This is a genomic window from Mesorhizobium sp. M0185 (genome assembly GCF_040322175.1).
Taxonomy (GTDB): domain Bacteria; phylum Pseudomonadota; class Alphaproteobacteria; order Rhizobiales; family Rhizobiaceae; genus Mesorhizobium.
Window position 1 is genome coordinate 60028 of record NZ_JAMYSY010000006.1, and the last position, 19246, is coordinate 79273.

The window sequence follows — 19246 nt, forward strand, 5'->3', positions numbered from 1 at the left end:
GTTTCCCGTCGGAAAAAAGCGCGGTCGCACAGGCCGCGCTTTTTGTTTCCGGCAAGCGCTTTCAGACCAGAAAAGGATTGCTCCGCCGCTCCTCACCAAAACGGCCGCCGGGACCATGGCCGCAGATAAAGCCGATGTCGTCGCCCAACGGCAAAAGCTTCTCCTTGATCGAGGCGATCAGCGCGGCGTGGTTGCCGCCCGGCAGATCGGTGCGGCCGACCGAACCGCGGAACAGCACGTCGCCGACATGGGCGAACTTCGCAGCCCGGCTATAGTAGACGACGTGGCCGGGTGCATGGCCCGGACAATGGAGCACCTCGAACACGTGCGAGCCGAACGAAACGGTCTCGCCTTCGGCAAGGAACCGGTCGGGGACACAGTTGCGCACGGGATCGGTGATGCCGTAGCGCTTTGCCTGGTTCTCGAGATTGGCGAGCAGCGGCCGGTCGGCGGCATGCGGACCGATGATCTCGATACCGAGCGCCTCCTTCAGTTCCATGGCCCCGCCGGCATGGTCGATATGGCCGTGCGTAATCCAGATCGCGCCGGCAGTGATCGCATTGTCCTCGAGCGCCGCCAGCACCTTGTCGATGTCGCCGCCCGGATCGACGACAACGCCTTGCCTGTCGTCCATGTCGAAGAGGATGGTGCAGTTCTGCTGGAACGGCGTGACCGGCACGATGCCGGCGTTGAGCTGACCCATATTCGTCCTTTCACGCTGTCGGAGCGCTGCGCGTCCCCTCGAACGCGTCAGGAGAGCTCCAACCTTGAACCAGGCCCTGATGTAGAGACACACGCGAACGGCGTCCACCGCTCCCACAAACGGCAAACGAAATGGGCGGCCGAAGCCGCCCATTTGAAAACCTGAAACGTCAAAGCTTATTTCTTCATCGCGTTCATGACCGCACCGATGATGCCGGTCAGGATGGCGCCGCCGCCGGCACCGCCAACGATATTTGAAATGTTCAACGCGCTGCCGGCCCCTGCCGCCGTGGCGGCGGCTGCCGGATCGACCGAGCCACCCAGCAGACTGTTGAGGATGGCCGCACCGCCGACGCCGCCGACAGCGCCGCCCAGGATTTTGGTAAGCTGCCCCATCGCCGCAGTCTTGATAGCCGCGCCAACCGCCTGACCACCGATGATACCCGTAATCACCTGAATAATGATCGGAAGAAGCGTGTTCATATCCATATTTCCAGTCCCTCCATAGCTGCCAGCCTCCCGGGCCGACCCCATCATGAGACGCCGAATTGTGTGAAAGTCAAATGCAGAAGCGCTTAAATAAAAGGGGCGGCCCGAAAACCGCCCTTACTAGTTAAAAAAGCTGTGACTTTCGTTATTCTGCAGCGATTGCGTGCTTGGGCTGAACGGCCGCAGAATAGTCATTCATCAGCGTCTTGGCGATTTCGCCGACCTCGAATCGGTATGGACCGATCTCCGAAACAGGCGTCACCTCGGCTGCCGTCCCGGTGAGGAAGCACTGCTGGAAGCCTTCAAGCTCATCCGGCATGATGGCGCGCTCGATCACCTCCAAACCGCGGTCCTTGGCAAGGCCAATAACCGTGCGGCGGGTGATGCCGTCGAGGAAGCAATCAGGCTTGGGCGTATGGATCTTGCCGTCCTTGACGAAGAAGATGTTGGCGCCTGTCGCTTCCGCCACCTGGCCACGCCAGTCGAGCATCATGGCGTCGGCATAGCCCTTGGCCTCGGCGGCATGCTTGGACATGGTGCAGATCATGTAGAGGCCGGCCGCCTTCGATTTCGACGGTGCGGTGCGCGGGTCGGGGCGGCGCCATTCGGCCATGTCGAGGCGGATCCCCTTGAGCTTCTGCGCCGGGTCGAAATAGCTTGGCCACTGCCAGATGGCGATGGCGCAGTTGATCCGACTGTTCTGTGCGGAAACGCCCATCTGTTCGCTGCCGCGCCACGCGATCGGCCGGACATAGGCGTCCTGGAAACCTTGCTTCTTCAACAGCGTGCGGCAGGCGTCGTCGATCTCGGCGACCGAGTAGGGTATCTTGAAGCCAAGCAGGCGCGCCGATTCATGCAGGCGTTCGGTGTGGTCGGTCAGCTTGAAAATTTCGCCCCCATAAGCGCGCTCGCCCTCGAATACCGCGCTGGCGTAGTGCAGCCCGTGGGTCAAGACGTGGATCTTGGCGTCGGCCCATTTGACGAATTCGCCGTTCATCCAGATAAAGCCGTCCAGTTGGTCGAAGGGAACGGATGCCATGGTAACCTCCCGCGGGCGGCAGCCCGCACATCATTGTGTCGTTGCGTGTTTCGTTTCGGCCGCTGTGGGCGGCCATTGTCTCAAAGCGTAGGCGGATATTTAAGGTCTGGCAAACTCAGGAAGTTCCGGAAAAAACGGCTTCGCTTGCCTTTTCGTTCGCAATCCGCCCGAAAAGCTTGCCAAAAATTACCATCGCGCGGAAAATACGTCAATAGTGCTGACATAATTTCCTGCTTCACACGGAGAAAAGATGACGAGCCACGCAGCCGCAGAACCGATCAGGACGGCGATCACCGACGAGGACGGCATCGATTTCGCCATCATCGAGTTGTTTTTCTTCGCCTATCGCGACTTTACCTCCGATCCGGACCAGATCCTGGCCGAATACGGTTTTGGCCGTGCCCATCACCGGGTTCTGCATTTCGTCAATCGCCGGCCCGGGCTGACGGTCGCCGAGCTCCTCGACGTGCTCAAGATCACCAAGCAGAGCCTGGCGCGCGTGCTCAAGCAACTGATCGACACCGACCATATCGTGCAATTGCAGGGCCCTCGCGACCGCCGCCAGCGCGAACTCTACCCGACGGCCAAGGGCCGTGCCCTGGCGCTGGCGCTGGCGCGGCCACAGTCGCGCCGCATCCATGCTGCATTGGAAGATTCCGGAGCCACCGAACGCGCCGTTATCGAACGGTTCCTTGAAGCGATGGTCAATCCGGAACTAAGGGCGCAGATCGACATTGTGCCCGCAAAGATGTCAGGGAAAAACCATGGAGACCATTGAGAGGGTTGATCATCCGACAGCACCGGAAGACGACGCGCCGCATCTGCTGGTGGTCGACGACGACACCCGTATCCGCAATCTTCTGAAACAGTATCTGACCGAAAACGGCTTTCGCGTCACCGTCGCCGGAAATTCCGGCGAGGCGCGCCGCAAGCTCGCCGGCCTCGACTTCGATCTGATCGTGCTCGACGTCATGATGCCGGGTGAAAGTGGCGTCGACCTCACCAAGGCGCTGCGGGCGGAGAAAAACGTGCCGATCCTGATGCTCACCGCACTGTCCGAAACCGACAGCCGGATCACCGGGCTCGAGGCCGGCGCCGACGACTATCTGCCTAAACCGTTCGACCCGCGCGAGCTGATCCTGCGTATCAACAATATCCTGCGCCGCGGCGGCCCCGCGACAACGCCTAAGGTCGAACAGCTGGTCTTTGGCCCCTATACATTCCAGATCGCCAGGCGTGAGCTGAAGCGCGGCGGCGAGGCGCTCAAGCTGACCGACCGCGAGCAGGAAATCCTGGCGATCTTCGCTGCGCGTGCCGGCGAAACGATACCGCGGCATGAGCTTGTCGGCGATGAATCCGAGGTCGGCGAGCGCACGATCGACGTCCAGATCAATCGGCTCCGCCGCAAGATCGAACGCGATCCGTCCAATCCGGTCTGGCTGCAGACAGTGCGCGGTATTGGGTATCGGCTCAGCGTGGAATAGAATGTCGCCGACAGCGGTCCTTTGCCGGGCCGCCGGTGAGCGAAAGACGAATGGCGACCACGCAACTCGAACGGCCGGGAGATGGCGGCTTGAGCGCTCGTGCGACGCGGGCGCTCAAGGCCGTGCCGCGCGCCTGGAACCGTTTCTGGCGCCTGGTGTCGCTTTACATGCCGAAGCGGCTCTATGCCCGCTCGCTGATCATCGTCATCGCGCCGATGATCATGCTGCAGTCGGTCGTCGCCTTTGTCTTCATGGAGCGCCACTGGCAGACCGTGACGCAGCGCCTGTCGCAGGCCACGGTGCGCGACATCGCCGCCATCATCGACCTGATAGAGACCTATCCTCACGACGCCGACTACGCCAACGTCATCCGCATCGCCCAGGATCGCATGCAGCTGAAAGTCGACCTCCTACCGCCCGACCCGCTGCCGCCTCCCGGGCCAAAGCCGTTCTTCTCGATCCTCGACGAGATCCTTTCGTCCGAGATCACCCGCCAGATCAACCGTCCGTTCTGGATCGATACGGTCGGCAATTCCAATATCGTCGAGGTCCGCGTCCAGCTCGAGAACAAGGTGCTGCGCGTCTTCGTGCGCCGCAGCCAGGCCTATGCATCGAACACCCATATTTTCCTGATCTGGATGGTCGGCACCTCGCTGGTGCTGCTGATGATCGCCATTCCCTTCCTGCGCAACCAGATCCGGCCGATTCTGACGCTGGCCGAGGCGGCCGAGAGCTTCGGCAAGGGCCGGCCGATGCCGCGCGATTTTCGCCCGCGCGGAGCCGAGGAAGTCCGCCGCGCCGGCTTTGCCTTCATACAGATGCGCGAACGCATCGAACGCCAGCTCGAGCAGCGTACCGCCATGCTGAGCGGCGTCAGCCACGATCTGAGGACCATCCTCACCCGCTTCAAACTGCAATTGGCGCTTGCCGGGACCAAGGCGGCCGATACCCAGGCACTCGACCAGGACATCGACGACATGCAGTCGATGCTGGAAGGCTACCTTGCCTTTGCACGCGGCGAAGCTTCGGAAGACGCCGGCCAGTTCGATCTCGAAGCCTTCTTCGACAAGCTTCGCGAGGAGGCCGCGCTGCGCAAGCGCAAGCTATCGACCGTGCTTGTCGGCGATCCGCATGTGCATGTGCGCCCCAATGCCTTTGCCCGGCTGCTGTCCAACGTCGTCGGCAATGCATTCCGCTATGCCAAGACGGTGGAGATCAATGCCAATCATGGTCGCGGTTCGCTGCTCGTCACCATCGACGATGACGGCCCGGGCATTCCGCCCGAAAAGCGGGAGGATGTATTCAAGCCGTTCGTGCGGCTGGACGAGGCCCGCAACCTCGACGCCAGCGGCACCGGCCTTGGCCTCTCCATCGCACGTGACATTGCCCGCAGCCATGGCGGCGACATCGTCCTCGAACGCAGCCCGCTCGGCGGCCTTCGGGCGGTGATCAAGGTCCCCGCTTGACGGCAGCGACACCCGGCCTTCATCGGCCCGTCATGAAACCATGGTGAAGAGCGCCAATGAAGCGCGCAATCCTGATTGATTCGGCCCTGCGGCCTCATTTCGACCCCGCACCTGCCCGGGTGCGCTGGTGCGACGCCAGAGCTGCGGCGTGGTCGCCGCTCAGGCGTCGCGGCGAGGCAATGAAGCTTGCCGCCAAGGGACCGCCATGCGCATCCTGATGGTCACCGACGCCTGGCGCCCGCAAGTCAACGGCGTCGTCCACACGCTGGAGCGCCTCTCGGAGACCCTGAAATCCTTCGATATCGAAACGGACTTCCTGACGCCGAATATCTTTCGCACCCTGCCTCTGCCGACCTATCCCGATATCAGGCTGGCGCTGACGACGCCGCACCGCGTGGCGCAGCTGATCGAGGCACGCAAGGTGGACCACATCCATATCGTCACCGAAGGACCGCTCGGCATTATGGCCCGGCGCTACTGCCGCAACGCCGGCCGCCCGTTCACGACCAGCTATCACACACGTTTTCCGGAATATCTGAGCGCGCGCCTGCCGGTGCCTGAAGCATGGGCCTATCGCTGGCTGCGTGATTTCCACAATTCAGGACAGGGCACGCTGGTTGCCACCCAGTCGCTTGCCGACGATCTTGCGGCGCGCGGCTTCACCAAGCTCCGGCCGTGGACGCGCGGCGTCGACACCGATCATTTTCGGCCGGACAAAAGAAAGGACCTGGGATTTCCCGGACCGATCTTCCTCTGCGTCGGCCGCGTCGCGATCGAAAAGAACCTGCCGGCCTTCCTCGACCTCGACCTGCCCGGTAGCAAGTTGGTCGTAGGCGAAGGGCCGGAATTGGCGAAGCTGAAGGCCAGATATCCCGATGCCCATTTCCTCGGCCATCGTCCGAACGACGAACTAGCCGAGATCTACGCCTCGGCCGATGTTTTCGTCTTCCCCAGCCGTACCGACACGTTCGGCAACGTCATCATCGAGGCGCTGGCCAGCGGCACGCCGGTCGCAGCCTATCCCGTCACCGGACCGATCGACATCGTCGGCGACGGCATCGGCGGCGCGGTATCGGACGACCTGCGGCAAGCAGCGCTCGCCGCCCTTCACGTCGACCGCGCCGAGGCGCGGCAACGCGCGATGCGCTACAGCTGGAAGGTCTGCGCGGAAATGTTCATGGAAACGGTCGAAGAGGCGCTGGGTACCACGCGTAAACTGGCCGCCTGATCAGAACTGCGGCTAAAATAACCGACCGCCGTCAGGCACCTTTCGCTCGATGGCGCCCAGCACAACCGCGCCCTCCTCATCCGGAAAGCCAAGCGTCAGCACTTCCGACATGAACGGCCCGATCTGACGCGGCGGGAAATTGACCACAGCGAACACCTGCCGGCCGATCAGGGCTTCGGGCGTATAGTATTTCGTGATCTGGGCCGAGGATTTCTTCACCCCGATCACGGGACCGAAATCGATTTTCAACTTGATCGCCGGGTTGCGCGCCTCGGGAAAAGGCTCGGCCTCGACGATCGTGCCGGCGCGGATGTCGATGCGGTCGAAATCGGCAAAGCTGATCTCGGGTTTTCGCGCGTTGCTCGAAACCATCGACGGTCAGGCGTTTCCGTAGGTTTCGAACAGCACGCCGGCCAACGCATCCTTGGCCGAAGTTCCTGACCAGACGACGAACTGGAACGCCTGGAAATAGCATTCGCAGGCCTCCAGCGCCGACGACAGCAGCACCTCGACCTGCTGGCTCGACGGCTCGACCCCACCGGCCAGCAGCAGCGACTGGCGGAACATGATGGCGCCTTCCTGCTCCCAGAGGTCGAAATGGCCAAATAGCATCTGCTCGTTGATCAGCGAAAGCAGCCGCATCACCTCGAGCGCACGCGCCTCCGGGACCTTGATGTCGAAGGCGCAGGCCAGGTGCAGCGCCTCATAGTCCTCCATCCAGGAGAATGAAACGTGGTAGTCGGTCCAGCTTCCGGCAACAGAGATCGAGATCTCGTCGTCGCCGGCCCGCTCGAAGGACCAATCGTTGTTGTGCGCCACCTGCTCGATAACATCCACCGGATGGATTTCGCGGGAGAATTCGAGTTCGAGAAGTTCCATGAAATGCTTCCTGTCGTTCTGGGAGCGCCACCACACGCTCCGCGGGAGAGGCACACTCGAACAATTCTGCCTAGAACTCGGACGGCCAGGACTTCGTCAACGCAAAGACCCCGGACCGGACCCCACCGCCCGGCGCATGACCCTGCTCCGAATCATGCAACAAATTCAGTCTATTGATCGGGAGTCGCGTGACCAGCCAAATTTTTCGCACTGCGTCATTCGCATGTGGAAAGGCGCTGTCACAAAGATTCACGCAGTACCGGTAAGCGATTCACGACAAAGCGCTTTTTGCGATCCGGCTTTGTGGAAAAGTTTAACGATTTATTTCTTGTTATTTTTTTGCACGCGGCTTTGCCGCAGCCGCAGGCGCTGGTTGACCGGTCAATTCGGCAAGCCTGGCCTCGAGCGCCTCGATGCGAGCGGCGAGGCGGGTGTTTTCTTCCCTGGCCTTCGCCGCCATGTCGCGAGCGGCCTCGAATTCCTCGCGCTGCACCACGTCCATGGAGTTGAGTATGCGCTCGGCCTGGCCCCTGAAGGCGGTCTCCACCTCGCGCCGCACGCCTTGCGCGGCACCGGCTGCATCGGTCATCAGCTTGGCGAATTCATCGAGAATGCGGTTCGGTCCGGTCGCCATGGCAAATCCTCGCTTGGTCGAATTGACGTAGTGGCGCACGATTCGGAATGCAAGCATATGCTTGCCTTGACCCCGCCAAAAGCCTGCCGCATGGTCCGCGCCCGAACCTGATTGGGAACCCGGAGACCCTGTTGAGCGAATATTTGCTGCCGCTGGCCGCCCTGCCCTTTCCCAACATCGACCCGGTCATCGTCCGGATCGGACCGCTGGCGGTGCATTGGTACGGCGTCGGCTACATCGTCGGCATTCTGTTCGCCTGGTGGTATGCCAAGCGCCTCGTCACCAACCCAAAACTGTGGCCCGACGGCACCCTGCCGATGAAGCCCGTCGACCTCGATGACTTCATCGTCTGGGCAGCCATCGGTGTGGTGCTCGGCGGACGCACCGGCTACGTGCTGTTCTACGACCTGCCGCGCTACATTGCCAATCCGCTCGATATCGTCGCCGTCTGGCAGGGCGGGATGTCGTTTCATGGCGGCCTGATCGGCGTCATTCTCGCAATGACGCTGTTTTCCCGGTCTCGTGGCATCCGCACATGGTCGCTGTTCGACGTGGTTGCCGCCGGCGTGCCGGTGGGGCTTGGCCTCGTTCGCCTGGCAAACTTCATCAATTCCGAACTATGGGGCCGGCCGACCGACGTTCCATGGGCATTCGAATTCCCCAATGGCGGCCCATTTGCACGCCATCCGAGCCAGATCTACGAGGCGCTCCTCGAAGGGCTGGTGTTGTTCCTTGTCCTGCGCTTCCTCACCCATTCGCGGCTCAAGCTGAAGACGCCGCGCTTCGTCGGCGGCGCCTTCATCGCCGGCTATGGCGCCTCGCGCATCTTCGTCGAATTCTTTCGCGAGCCCGACCAGCAGCTTGGCTACCTCCTTGGCACGAGCTGGCTGACCATGGGAATGGTGCTGTCACTGCCGATGGTGCTGGCCGGCATCTGGGCGATGGCTACAGCCAAGCCGGTGACAAAACCGCAGCCGGCATGACGCGGCTGAAGACCCGCATCGCCGAGCTGATCGGTGCCGTGGGACCGATCCCCATCAGCGAATACATGGCGCTCTGCCTGTTCGATCCGCAGGACGGCTATTATACGACACGTGAGCCGTTCGGCGCCGCCGGCGACTTCGTCACCGCGCCGGAGGTCAGCCAGATGTTTGGCGAGCTGGTCGCCATCTGGCTCTATCAGGCGTGGCTGGCGATCGACCGGCCGACGCCGGTCGCCATCGCCGAAATAGGCCCCGGCCGCGGCACGCTGATGAGAGATATGCTGCGCACGCTTTCGCGGCTCGATCCGACGCTTACCGCCAGCGCATCGTTCGCCTTGATCGAGACCAGTCTGCGGTTGACCGAGGTCCAGAAACGAACGCTTGCCGGGACGTCGGCCACCATCGCCTGGCATGAGGCCGTCGACACACTACCGCAGGGGCCGCTTCTGATTGTTGGTAACGAGCTGTTTGACGCGGTGCCCATCCGCCAGTTCGTCCGCGCTGGGGCCGGCTGGCGCGAGCGGATGATCGGTCTCGACGATGCGAACCGGCTGCGCTTTTTCGTCGGCGCCGGCTCGCTTGACCCGATGCTGCTGCCGGAGGGTGCCGAGAATGCGCCGCAAGGTGCCATCGTCGAGATGGCGCCAGCCCGCGCCGCCCTGATGGCGGCCATCGCCGGGCGACTTGCCGGATTTGGCGGCGCCGGCCTGTTTCTCGACTACGGTCACCTCCAGCCCGGGATCGGCGACACCTTGCAGGCCTTGCGCAAGCACGGTCATGAGGACGTGCTGGCCAATCCGGGGCAGGCCGATCTCACAGCCCATGTCGATTTCGCTGCCCTCGCGGCAACCGTTCGGGCACACAGCCTCGATGCCCACCTCTCAACGCAAGGTGAATTCCTGCTCAAGATGGGGCTTCTCGAACGAGCTGGCCGGCTCGGCGCCAATGCCGATGAGGCAGCTCGCGAAAAGATCGCGGCCGACGTCGAGCGCCTCGCCGGCCCGCTGGCCATGGGCGAACTCTTCAAGGTGCTTGCCGTCCTCCCCGCCGGCATTGCCGTTCCGCCGTTTCCAAGCACGGATTGACTTTTCGCTGCCGCCTCTCTCACTCTCCCGTCTCCGACTAGCGCCCGACATCAACTGCGCCAGCCTTCAACTGACCAGCCTTCAACTGACCAGCCTTCAACTGCGCCCCTTCAACTCGCTTGACGAAATCGCCCATACGGACAACAAAGCCGCCATGCTGAATCAGACCAAACCGGATCCCGTTCGGTCGCCCTTGCTGGAAACGGCGCAAGGCATCCGCCACGGCTACTTCACGCGAGTCGGCGGCATTTCCAGCGGCATCTACCGGGGCCTCAACATCGGCACCGGCTCGAACGACGACCAGACGCTGGTGCGCGAGAATCGCCGCCGGGTCGCCGAATGGATGGGCGTGCCTGCAAACCATCTGCTGACCGCTCACCAGGTTCATTCGCCGGACGTCGTCATTGCCAGGGAGCCTTTTGCCGGCGAGCGGCCCAAGGCCGACGCCATTGTCACCGACCGGCAGGGCATTGCCGTCGGTGCCTCGACCGCCGACTGCGGACCGGTCCTCTTCGCCGACGCCGAGGCGCGCATTATCGGCGCCGCCCATGCCGGCTGGAAAGGCGCTTTCACCGGAGTGCTGGAAAACACCATCGCGGCAATGGAAAGCCTCGGCGCCCGGCGCGACCGCATCGTCGCAGTGCTCGGTCCTTCGATCGGCCCGCGGAATTACGAAGTCGGACCGGAATTCGTCGCCCGTTTCGTCGACGCCGATGCCGGCAATGCTCGCTATTTCGCGCCCTCCGCAAATGCCGGACACGCGATGTTCGATCTCAACCGCTACACGGTCGACCGGCTGACCAAGGCTGGCGTCAACGCCGAGGGACTTGGCCGCTGCACCTATGCCGAGGAAGAGCTTTTCTACTCCTATCGGCGCAGCACGCATAGCAACGAGCCCGACTACGGGCGGCAGGTTTCGGCAATCGTTTTGGAGGCTGACTGATGGCGCTGCATTTCGAACGCTCGGAATTCGACGCGCGGCGCGATCGACTGATGATCGAGATCGCCGAAAAGAAGCTCGACGCCGTCCTGCTGTTTGCCCAGGAAAGCATGTATTGGCTAACCGGCTACGACACCTTCGGCTTCTGCTTTTTCCAGTGCCTGGTGGTCAAGGCCGACGGCTCGATGGTGCTGCTGACGCGTTCGGCCGACTTGCGCCAGGCGCGCCACACCTCGATCATCGACAACATCGTTTTGTGGACGGACCGCAACGGCGCCAATCCGGCGGTAGATCTGCGCAATCTGCTCAACGAGCTTGACCTGCTCGGCGCCCGGATCGGCGTCGAATACGACACCCACGGCCTGACCGCCTATAATGGCCGGCGCCTCGACGAGCAGTTGCAGACCTTCGGGCAGATCGCGGATGCCTCCGGCATTGTCAGCCGGCTACGGCTGTTCAAGAGCCCGGCAGAAATCGCCAAGGCGGAAAAAGCCGCAAATCTGGCCGACGACGCGCTGGACGCAGCACTGCCGCTGATCAAGCAGGGCGGCGATGAGGCGCTGATCCTCGCCGCCATGCAAGGTGCGATCTTTGCCGGCGGCGGCGATTATCCGGCCAACGAGTTCATCATCGGCTCCGGAGTCGACGCCCTGCTTTGCCGCTACAAGGCCGGTCGCCGCAAGCTCACCAAGAACGACCAGCTGACGCTCGAATGGGCCGGTGTCTTCCACCACTACCATGCGGCAATGATGCGCACGGTGTTGACCGGCAAGGTATCGAAACGCCACCAGGAATTGTTCGATGCCGCCCGCGCCGCGCTACTTGCAGTCGAGAAGGCGATGACGCCCGGTAATACGTTCGGCGACGTGTTCGACGCCCATGCCCGCACCCTCGAAGCCCACAATTTGACCAAGCACCGGCTCAATGCCTGCGGCTATTCGCTCGGCGCCCGCTTCACCCCGTCCTGGATGGATATGCCGATGTTCTATCAGGGTAATCCCGAACCGATTGCGCCGAACATGACGCTGTTCGCCCATATGATCATCATGGACTCCGAAACCGAAACCGCGATGACGCTTGGCCGCACCTATCTGACCACCGAATCCCAGCCGAAGCCGCTGTCCCGCCATGATCTCGACTTGATCGTGCAGTGAATCCATAATGGAAAGAGTGTGAGGGGCGTTCGTCGCCAAGGAGTTTTCAGGCTAATGAGACGATCGCATGTGACGACCGTGTCATTGCTCGTGGCGCTGGCACTGGCGGCCTGCACCAATGCGAAGGACGTTCTCGAACCCTCGGCCATTGCCCCACAATCGACGCAATCGCTCTCCGGAGCCGGAGGTGCCGCAACGCCCCCCGCAACTCCGGCTCAGCCTGCCGGCACCGCGCAAACTGCAGATACAGCGCAGCCTTCCGCTGCAGCAGCCGTGCCGCTCGCCAAAAGCGCGGCTGCCATTGCGCGGACCCGGCTGCAGGTGGCGCCGATCGTCGGCGCCTCGGTAGAAGCCGCGACACCGCTGACCGCCGAGCTTCAGACACGCGCCAGGCAGCGCGGCATCACCTTGGCCGGCAGCACCGACCAGACCCCAACGCATGTGCTCAAGGGCTATTTCTCGACCATGACGGAAGGCAAGGACACTACCGTCATCTATGTCTGGGACATCTATGACCCGGCCGGCAACCGGCTGCATCGCATCAACGGCCAGCAGAAGGCGCCCTCTGTTGGCGGCGGCGAAGGCTGGACGGCGGTCGCGCCGGCGACCATGCAGGCAATTGCCGACCAGACAATCGACCAGTTCGCCACTTGGCTTGGCGGCGGCGCCGGCTGACCTGGAGCATAATTCCGAAAGTGGAATCCGGTTTTCGGAAAAGAGCATGCTCAGACTGAAAGATAGAGCTATCCCGATTCCGTCGGCATGGAACTGGCTCTATCGCCGCATGCTCAAGCCGTAAGCGTTTATTGAGATTAGCCGGCGGATTCCCATTCACGACGCTTGCAATACCGGCGCGGGCCGCTAAAAGCCCGACTAAGAGGCTGGAGTGCTATCGGAGTCTCTCAATCCTTCGCCAGGAACGGTGCATGAAGCTCTTCGCGGGCAATTCCAACAGGGTGCTGGCCGAATCAGTCGCCCGCTACCTCAACATTCCGCTGGGCAAGGCCAGCGTCAGGCGCTTCGCCGACCAGGAAATCTTCGTCGAGATCCAGGAGAACGTGCGCGGCGAGGACGTCTTCATCCTGCAGTCCACTTCGTTCCCGACTAACGATCATTTGATGGAACTGCTCATCATGATCGACGCCTTCATGCGCTCCTCGGCCAAGCGCATCACTGCAGTTATTCCTTATTTCGGCTATGCCAGGCAGGATCGCCGCGCCTCGGGCCGCACACCCATCTCGGCCAAGCTGGTCGCCAACATGATCACGAGGGCGGGCGTCAACCGGGTGCTGACCCTGGATCTCCATGCCGGCCAGATTCAAGGCTTCTTCGACATCCCGACCGACAATCTGTTTTCCGTGCCGGTCATGGCCCGCGACGTAAAGGCGAAATACAAGCAGCTTGCCAATGTCATGGTGGTGTCGCCGGATGTCGGCGGCGTGGTCCGCGCCCGCGCGCTCGCCAAGCGCATCGACGCCCAGCTTGCCATCGTCGACAAGCGCCGCGAGCGCCCCGGCGAATCGGAAGTCATGAACGTCATCGGTGACGTGCGCGGCAAGGATTGCCTGTTGATCGACGACATCATCGATTCGGGCGGCACGCTGTGCAATGCGGCCGATGCGCTGCTTGCCGATGGCGCCACCAGTGTCACCGCCTATACTACCCATGGCGTTTTGTCCGGCGGCGCCATCGCCCGCATCGGCGCCTCGAAACTGCAGGAACTGGTCATCACCGATTCCATCCAGCCGACCCAGGCAGTGCTGGACGCCGCCAATATCCGCGTCATCTCCATCGCCGAACTGATGGGCGAGGCGATCTCGCGCACGGCGACCGAGGAATCGGTGTCGAGCCTGTTCGATTAATGCGTGTCGCGCAAAACTGTGCAGCGGTTTTGCGATAACGACATGCATACAACAAGAACCCAAAGCGCGTCGCATGAGGCCGGTCGAATGCGACGCCCTTCAGGGCTGCGCCTCAGGCCGAGCCGGACCGCTTGTTCGTCGCACACCTTCGCCAGCATCACGGGCGCCCCGCATGTAACCGCGTGGCGAGGCTCCCAGCATGCGCTTGAACATGGTGATGAACGCCGGCACGCTGTCATAACCGAGATCGAGCGCCACCCTCGTGATCGGCTCGCCGTCGGCCAGCCGTGGCAGCGCCGCGAACAGACAGGCCTGCTGACGCCAGGTCGACAGCGACAATCCGGTCTGGCGGTGGAACGCGCGGGTGAAAGAGCGGCGGCTCATGCCGACGATAGCGGCCCACTCGTCGATCGTCGCATGCGGTGACGGTGCCGAGACGAAGCGCCGGCACAGCGTCGCCAACCTTGCATCGGACGGGAACGGAAGGCCGAGCGGCCGTTCCGGCAGGTTCGGGATTTCGTGCAGCAGGAGCTTCATGATCAGCCCGCCTCGCCCCTCCAGCTCGGCGCCTTGCGGCAGCTTTTCCGATTCCACGATCAGGCTGTGCATCAGGTCGGTGATGCCGACGACACGCAACCCGTCCGGCAGGCCGGGAATGGCCTCCGGCATCACATAGACGGACCGCATGCTGACGTCGCCCAGCATCTCGACGGAATGTTCGGTGCCGGCGGGGATCCACATCGCGTGGTCCGGAGGCACCATCCAGCGCCCATGCCGCGTCGTCACCAGCACGACACCGACCAGCGCGTGCAGCAACTGGCTGCGGCTATGATGGTGCCGTGGCACATGGTAGCCGTCCGGATATTCGGTCGGCAGCGCCACTGCCGGCCCTACGGCCTGCTCCAGCCATTGCCAGCGACGCTCATGCAACAGCCCGAGATCGGTGTCGCCCGCTCTGAACATTTCCCTGCCATGCGGCATCAGCTATGGCCCACTTGCGAAACTATTGGACCAAACCACGAAAGAAGTCGCGTGACAAGCAACGTATAAGGCTGCGCCCTATCAGACCGCTGCGGGAGCGCCCGCCAAAAAGACCACGGAGCCTGCCTTGACCGATACCACAGCAACCGCCGACGCCAAGCCGGCAGCGGCCAGCCACATTTCAGCTCAGGCGACGGCCTTCACCGTCATCCTGGCGGTGAGCTTCTGCCATTGCATCAACGATATCATGCAGTCGCTGCTGTCGGCGATCTATCCGCTGCTGAAGGACAATTACGGTCTCGATTTCTGGCAGATCGGCCTTTTGACTTTCACCTTCCAGGTGACGGCATCCTTGCTGCAGCCGGTGATCGGCATGATTACCGACAAACGGCCGATGCCTTATTCGCTGCCCTATGGCATGGCTTCTTCGCTGATCGGGCTGGTCGTGCTGGCCTATGCCGGACACTACTCGCTGCTCCTCATCGGCGCTTCGCTGATCGGCATCGGCTCGGCGATCTTCCACCCGGAATCCTCGCGCATCGCCCGCTTCGCCTCCGGTGGTCGGTTCGGTCTTGCGCAGTCGCTGTTCCAGGTCGGCGGCAATTTCGGCCAGGCGATGGGGCCGCTGCTGGCAGCCTTCATCGTCGTGCCCTTCGGCCAGACCAGCATCGCCTGGTTTGCCGGCGGCTCGCTGATCGGCATCATCGTGCTGTGGCAGGTTGGCGGCTGGTACAGCCGCCTGCGCGCCGCACAGGGCACCCGCAAAGCGGCAGGCTTCGTTTCGCCTTTCCCGCGCCGCAAGGTCCTGGGCGCGCTGGCGGTGCTGACCTTGCTGGTATTGACCAAGAACGCCTACATCGCCAGCCTGTCCAGCTACTACACCTTCTATGCCATCCATAAATTCGGCGTTTCGGTGCAGATGTCGCAGGTCATGCTGTTCCTGTTCCTCGGCGCCTCGGCCCTGGGCATCCTGCTCGGCGGCCCGTTCGGCGACCGCTACGGACAGAAGGCGATGATCTGGTTCTCGATCGTCGGCGTGCTGCCCTTCACCCTGGCCCTGCCCTACGCCAATCTCGAGTGGACAATGGTTCTCACCGTGCTGATCGGCCTGATCCTGTCCTCGGCCTTCTCGAACATCGTCGTCTTCGCGCAGGAACTGGTGCCCGGCCGGGTCGGCATGATCGCCGGCATCTTTTTCGGCTTCGCCTTCGGCATGGGCGGCATCGCGGCCGCCGTGCTTGGCGTCGTCGCCGACATGAAGGGCATCGATTTCGTCTTCCAGGTCTGCTCGTATTTGCCGCTACTCGGGCTGCTGACGGTTTTTCTTCCCAACATGAAGGAGGCGAGGAAGCTCAAGGCGGGGACCACGATCGGCTGAAGTTTGGGTTGGACTTCGGCTTCCCCGCCCACCGGGCAGCGCGAAATTCGGTTCTCGACATAGACTTCGAGCCGGTCAGGGCCGCCGCGTAGCGACATCGCGGCCATTGGCTGACACGCTCCGTCATCTGAACTTGAAAGCACGCGTCGCCCGCATCAGCCGGAATGCCTGCTCGGCAGCGTTCGCCAGCAGCGTGTCGGCGTCACGGATCGCGTCTTCGAGGGAACACGGTCGGCACAGAATGCTGAAGAAGGCATCGATGCCGATGTCGTGGGTCGCCTCTGCACCTGCTCCGATCGTTCCGACCAAGGCGATGACAGGCAGATTGTGACGTTTCGCGCGCCGGGCAATCTCGGCTGGTATCTTTCCAAAGCTCGTCTGACCATCCAGGCCACCCTCGGCTGTCATGACGATGTCGGCGTTTGACAGCCGATGATCGAGATCCATATACCGCAGGATCAGGTCGAAGCGCGGATGCAGCCGGGCCCCAGCAAAGGCGTGAAGTCCGGCGCCGAGTCCCCCGGAAGCTCCTCCGCCGACAAGCGGCGTCACGTCGACGCCGAGGTCGCGGCGAACGACGTGAGCGACATTTTCCATGCCCTGCTCGAGCAAAACCACCTGGTCAGGTGTTGCACCCTTTTGCGGGCCGAACACCCGGGCGACGCCTCTCTCGCCGAGCAGCATGTTGTAGGGATTTACCGCGACGTCGATACGAACATTCGAAAGGCGATGATCACGACTGGAAAGATCGACACGAGCTAGCGATGAGAGGGCCGAGCCGCTCCCCGAAATGGGACGGCCGCCGCCATCGAGCAGACGCACGCCTAATGCTTGGGCCATGCCGGTTCCTGCATCGTTGACACCCGAGTCACCGCAGCCGATCAGAATTCTTTCCGCGCCAAGATCGAGCGCAAAACGAATCAACTCACCAACCCCATAACTTGTAGTGCGGGTCGGGTCACGCATGTCCGTGGGGACGAGCCGGAGCCCGGCAGCCGCCGCGATTTCCAGAACTGCTGTCCGTTTCTTTCTTCGCCCGAGAAAACCGACATTGGCCGCCACGGGTTGTCCCACCGGTCCCGTCACTGTGACGGAATGCAGCTCGCCATCAGACAATTCAACAAGGGTCCGCGTAAAATCCTCGCCACCATCCACCATTGGAAGGCCCAGGATCTTTGCTGTCGGAACGGCATTGCGAACGCCCCGCGCCAATGCAGCGATGACATCACGAACACCGAGGCTCTCCTTAAAGCCGGAGGGTGCGACCAATACTCGAAGCCGTCTTCGTTTCGTCAATCCTTTCTTTTTCGACATTCTACGGCTCTCCAGCAAGTTGCAGATGGAGCGTGTTGAGCAGGGCTCCGGTGGCTGGCCACACGGCGACCGCGAACACGACGATGACGATGAACTGCATCGGCAGCAGGATTGAGCTGAGCAAGGCGAGGTCTTTCGGGCCGTAGCCTTCCTCGTCGACCCCCGCGAAAAGCGCCACCGGTTTCGCGCAGATCGCGAGGGTTTGGCAAAAGCCAGTCGCCGAGACGAGGACAAACATTGCAACGAGAGGGTCGAGCCGCGCTGTTGATGCGAGCATCAGCGCCGGGGGCAGCAGCACCGAGACACGCGCCGTGCGACTGTGGATCACGAGATGACTGAAAAGCCCAAGCAAGGCTAATAAGGAGATAAGCGCCAACGGGCCCAAGCCGGTGCCGCGCAGTGGATCGACAGTGGTCTCGATCAACCACCGATTGAGGCCTGATGCCGTCAGGCCGTCTGCCAAGCAGATCGTCGCCGCCAGAAACAAGAGCAGCTTCCACTCCGCACTCTTGATTGCATCGCCAAACGCCACGGAGCCGACTCCAGGAAGCGTGGCCAAGAGAGCGCCGCCAAGAGCGATAACGGTGGCATCAAGTCCGTGGACAGGTTCGGTCAGCCACGCGATGACAACCCCGCCGGCGATCCAGAGTATCGGCTGCCGTGCCAATCCGGCACCGCCACTAGTCACCGTCGTTGGCTGCAAAAGGGTCATCCGCCGTTCGACCGGCGACAGGAAAAGCCGGAGCAGGCATTCGACCGAAAGGAAGGTGCTCACGGCCGCAAACGGCAGGCCGAAAGCGATCCATTCCAGATAGCTTACTTTCACACCCGAGAGGCGGCCGACCATTTCGATCGCCAGCAGATGGGCGCCGGCGCCGACGGGCGATGCAATGGCCGAGAGCAGGATAACAGTGGGGAACAGCAGCGCGAAGGCCCTTCGCAACCGGGCGCTTCCACAGTGTCCCGCGATCGCCTGATAGGCGGGGATCATCAAAGCTGCGCGACCTGAGGTCGACGGAATGACGAAGGCTGTGGCGATCATGACGGCCGTCAAAGAATAGGCGATTGTGCGAACCGATCGCATGCGCCCCGTCACGAGGCCGAGAACGCGATCTGCGACCCCACTCGCCTTGAAGGTGGCCGCCAATATGAAGGAGGCAAGCAATAGCCAGATCAACTCATCGCCGAGCGCATGAAACAGCGCGCCTGGATCACGGTTGACCAGCAGCGCCATTGCCAATCCGGCGGCGATTGCAACGAAGGCATCGTCGAACCGCGTTAAGGTCCACCCGATGATCGCGACAAGCAGGATCTCGAGCGCTCGCCGGGCGTCGGACGGGAGCGCGGGGAGGCCGAATTCAATGATGGCCACACACAGGGATGCACAGGTTCCGATCAGTGCGGCTCGCCATATCGGCCAGAGCACCGGCGGTGTCCTTTCCCGAAGGGTGGCGTCACTGTCGGTCCGAAAATCTACTTGTGCCAACCGAAACCTCGTCTAGTTCGTCGCCAACGTGGCGATGAGGGCGTCGCACACCCTCCGCTCGAACTTACGAGGTTCCGATTAGACGCTTGGGAGGGCTCCGGTTAGAATTTGGTGAGAGGCATTATCCGATCGCCGGCAGGAT

Annotated in this window: 20 protein-coding genes; 11 read left to right on the forward strand and 9 right to left on the reverse strand. The window is 62.4% G+C overall.

Annotation, left to right across the window (positions count from 1 at the left end; genetic code table 11):
- Positions 1-61: 61 nt before the first annotated feature.
- The 3 genes from NKJ20_RS07070 to NKJ20_RS07080 all read right to left on the reverse strand — a co-directional run bounded on the left by NKJ20_RS07070 (position 62) and on the right by NKJ20_RS07080 (position 2230).
- Positions 62-703, reverse strand: coding sequence for an MBL fold metallo-hydrolase (locus NKJ20_RS07070; RefSeq protein ID WP_352450491.1), 642 nt, complete (start codon positions 701-703; stop codon positions 62-64).
- A 176-nt stretch (positions 704-879) separates the two neighbouring features.
- Positions 880-1191, reverse strand: coding sequence for a hypothetical protein (locus NKJ20_RS07075; RefSeq protein ID WP_352450492.1), 312 nt, complete (start codon positions 1189-1191; stop codon positions 880-882).
- 145 nt (positions 1192-1336) lie between these two features.
- Positions 1337-2230: a branched-chain amino acid aminotransferase gene (locus NKJ20_RS07080; RefSeq protein ID WP_352450493.1), complete on the reverse strand. Its 894-nt coding sequence runs from the start codon at positions 2228-2230 to the stop codon at positions 1337-1339.
- Positions 2231-2480: 250 nt separating this feature from the next.
- Between NKJ20_RS07080 and NKJ20_RS07085 the strand changes: the two genes are divergently transcribed.
- The 4 genes from NKJ20_RS07085 (at position 2481) to NKJ20_RS07100 (ending at position 6408) form a co-directional block, all read left to right on the forward strand.
- Positions 2481-3008: a MarR family winged helix-turn-helix transcriptional regulator gene (locus NKJ20_RS07085; RefSeq protein ID WP_023678414.1), complete on the forward strand. Its 528-nt coding sequence runs from the start codon at positions 2481-2483 to the stop codon at positions 3006-3008.
- Entirely contained in the window at positions 2995-3714 is a 720-nt protein-coding gene (locus NKJ20_RS07090) for a response regulator (protein WP_023678415.1), read from the forward strand. Before NKJ20_RS07085 ends, NKJ20_RS07090 begins: the two co-directional genes overlap by 14 nt.
- A gap of 50 nt (positions 3715-3764) precedes the next feature.
- Positions 3765-5180, forward strand: a complete 1416-nt coding sequence (locus NKJ20_RS07095) for an ATP-binding protein (protein ID WP_023678416.1) — start codon at positions 3765-3767, stop codon at positions 5178-5180.
- Positions 5181-5385: 205 nt separating this feature from the next.
- On the forward strand, positions 5386-6408 hold the full coding sequence (locus NKJ20_RS07100) for a glycosyltransferase family 4 protein (protein WP_352743265.1): 1023 nt from the start codon (positions 5386-5388) through the stop codon (positions 6406-6408).
- A gap of 12 nt (positions 6409-6420) precedes the next feature.
- Here the strand turns inward: NKJ20_RS07100 and NKJ20_RS07105 are convergent, their stop codons facing one another.
- The 3 genes from NKJ20_RS07105 to NKJ20_RS07115 form a co-directional block, all read right to left on the reverse strand.
- Positions 6421-6780, reverse strand: coding sequence for a tRNA-binding protein (locus NKJ20_RS07105; RefSeq protein WP_352743267.1), 360 nt, complete (start codon positions 6778-6780; stop codon positions 6421-6423).
- 6 nt (positions 6781-6786) lie between these two features.
- The gene (locus NKJ20_RS07110; protein ID WP_023678420.1) at positions 6787-7287 is read right to left on the reverse strand and encodes a type III secretion system chaperone family protein; all 501 of its coding nucleotides are present in this window, start codon (positions 7285-7287) and stop codon (positions 6787-6789) included.
- Between the two features lie 331 nt (positions 7288-7618).
- Positions 7619-7921 (reverse strand): accessory factor UbiK family protein, encoded by a 303-nt coding sequence (locus NKJ20_RS07115; protein ID WP_352681125.1) that lies wholly within the window; start codon positions 7919-7921, stop codon positions 7619-7621.
- A 131-nt stretch (positions 7922-8052) separates the two neighbouring features.
- Between NKJ20_RS07115 and lgt the strand changes: the two genes are divergently transcribed.
- The 6 genes from lgt to NKJ20_RS07145 all read left to right on the forward strand — a co-directional run bounded on the left by lgt (position 8053) and on the right by NKJ20_RS07145 (position 13945).
- Positions 8053-8904, forward strand: a complete 852-nt coding sequence (gene lgt / locus NKJ20_RS07120) for a prolipoprotein diacylglyceryl transferase (RefSeq protein ID WP_352743268.1) — start codon at positions 8053-8055, stop codon at positions 8902-8904.
- Positions 8901-9989 carry a class I SAM-dependent methyltransferase gene (locus tag NKJ20_RS07125; RefSeq protein WP_352680832.1) on the forward strand — a complete coding sequence of 363 codons (1089 nt, stop codon included), beginning with the start codon at positions 8901-8903 and terminating at the stop codon, positions 9987-9989. Before lgt ends, NKJ20_RS07125 begins: the two co-directional genes overlap by 4 nt.
- A 154-nt stretch (positions 9990-10143) precedes the next feature.
- Positions 10144-10932, forward strand: a complete 789-nt coding sequence (gene pgeF, locus NKJ20_RS07130; RefSeq protein WP_352743270.1) for a peptidoglycan editing factor PgeF — start codon at positions 10144-10146, stop codon at positions 10930-10932.
- Positions 10932-12083 (forward strand): M24 family metallopeptidase, encoded by a 1152-nt coding sequence (locus tag NKJ20_RS07135; protein ID WP_023678425.1) that lies wholly within the window; start codon positions 10932-10934, stop codon positions 12081-12083. Before pgeF ends, NKJ20_RS07135 begins: the two co-directional genes overlap by 1 nt.
- A gap of 54 nt (positions 12084-12137) precedes the next feature.
- The gene (locus NKJ20_RS07140) at positions 12138-12758 is read left to right on the forward strand and encodes a hypothetical protein (RefSeq protein ID WP_352450502.1); all 621 of its coding nucleotides are present in this window, start codon (positions 12138-12140) and stop codon (positions 12756-12758) included.
- Positions 12759-13009: 251 nt separating this feature from the next.
- Positions 13010-13945, forward strand: coding sequence for a ribose-phosphate pyrophosphokinase (locus NKJ20_RS07145; RefSeq protein WP_023678427.1), 936 nt, complete (start codon positions 13010-13012; stop codon positions 13943-13945).
- A gap of 99 nt (positions 13946-14044) precedes the next feature.
- On the opposite strand, the gene NKJ20_RS07150 is transcribed toward NKJ20_RS07145, so the two are convergent.
- The gene (locus tag NKJ20_RS07150; RefSeq protein WP_352743272.1) at positions 14045-14926 is read right to left on the reverse strand and encodes an AraC family transcriptional regulator; all 882 of its coding nucleotides are present in this window, start codon (positions 14924-14926) and stop codon (positions 14045-14047) included.
- Positions 14927-15053: 127 nt separating this feature from the next.
- Here NKJ20_RS07150 and NKJ20_RS07155 point away from each other — a divergent pair, with 127 nt between their 5' ends.
- On the forward strand, positions 15054-16304 hold the full coding sequence (locus NKJ20_RS07155) for an MFS transporter (protein ID WP_352743274.1): 1251 nt from the start codon (positions 15054-15056) through the stop codon (positions 16302-16304).
- Between the two features lie 123 nt (positions 16305-16427).
- On the opposite strand, the gene NKJ20_RS07160 is transcribed toward NKJ20_RS07155, so the two are convergent.
- Both NKJ20_RS07160 and NKJ20_RS07165 read right to left on the reverse strand, forming a co-directional pair.
- Complete coding sequence (locus NKJ20_RS07160; protein ID WP_352743276.1) at positions 16428-17618, reverse strand: glycerate kinase family protein; 1191 nt, start codon at positions 17616-17618, stop codon at positions 16428-16430.
- A gap of 1 nt (position 17619) precedes the next feature.
- Complete coding sequence (locus NKJ20_RS07165) at positions 17620-18990, reverse strand: SLC13 family permease (RefSeq protein WP_352743277.1); 1371 nt, start codon at positions 18988-18990, stop codon at positions 17620-17622.
- Positions 18991-19246: the final 256 nt, after the last annotated feature.